2 protein-coding genes are annotated in these 1,053 nt (G+C 38.2%); both read right to left on the reverse strand.

The window, feature by feature from the left end:
• A partial coding sequence (locus FW758_RS24580) for a hypothetical protein (protein WP_446446825.1) occupies nucleotides 1-440 on the reverse strand: 440 nt, incomplete at its 3' end.
• A 132-nt stretch (nucleotides 441-572) separates the two neighbouring features.
• Nucleotides 573-1,053: DUF2971 domain-containing protein (locus FW758_RS24585; RefSeq protein ID WP_446446826.1), on the reverse strand; the 481-nt coding region annotated here is incomplete at its 5' end.

A 1,053-nucleotide genomic window follows, 5' to 3' on the forward strand; every position in this document is an offset into this window, starting at 1 on the left:
AGAGGCATCTTTTCTCCTAGGGGGTGTGCTAGTGACTTAAGAGTATCGAGTAATGAGTTAACTCCATCGGAAGAGTCTGCATCAGCAGCTTTAAACAGTTGCCCTAGCACCTCGTTATCTAGGTATATGGTTGGCCTGACATTATGTTCAACCATGTAAAACTTACGAAAACCAACACCATATTGCATATTTTCAGCATTTCTTCTCTTTGAAATAGCTACAAACCCTCCAAGGGCAAAGATAGGTGTTTCTGTGAAACAAGAAATTTTATGGTTAAAGCTTTCTGACTTTGGACCATTTGGTACTTGAGCGCGGATTAAACCTTCCTCTTTGTGCCTACCACCGTTCAAGATACTTTTAATCGCATCTTTACCTGTCATGTGAATAAGAAACCTCGACATATCAGGCTTTAACTTAGGTTCAATTTCAAATGCTTTCATACTCAAATTCCAAAATTACGCAATGCTCGCATATGTGACATAACGTAGCCTTAAACGGTGAGTAATTGTTGGCTATAATATGAAGTAAAGCGGAACCGAGCCAACTATTACGAATCCGACATTAAGGCCTTGCTATGTGGTAATTACTTCATAGTTTTCTTTACTCATTTTGGCTTTAACCACCTGTATTGACAACCCTTTATCTGCATTGATTTTAGTAACTCGTTCTACTAAATCTAAGTAATCACAAGAGGGCATTTTTACCCCCGCAATAATTCTTGAGATTAAAGAGTGATCAAAACTATGAATACCTGGGCCTAAATGTGTGGAAAGCACTCTAACTTCGTTTTCATATTTCCAACTAAGTGACTTAGTTAGAATTGTGCTTTGCACGGCAGAAAAGCCGTCTTGACCATTTCTAGCACTAATTTTAGGCATTTGACCTTGGTAGACAATTGGGTAACCCAATAATGTTTTCTCAACATCATGTAGTTCTGTGTATTTGTCTTGGAATGTATCGAACTCAACGACAACTCCTTTATGATGATTCGCATAATGAGACCACATCAAAATACTGTCTGCCACTTTTGATAAGCAACAAATACCTATAGGG

This window comes from Shewanella sp. 1180_01, assembly GCF_052850535.1.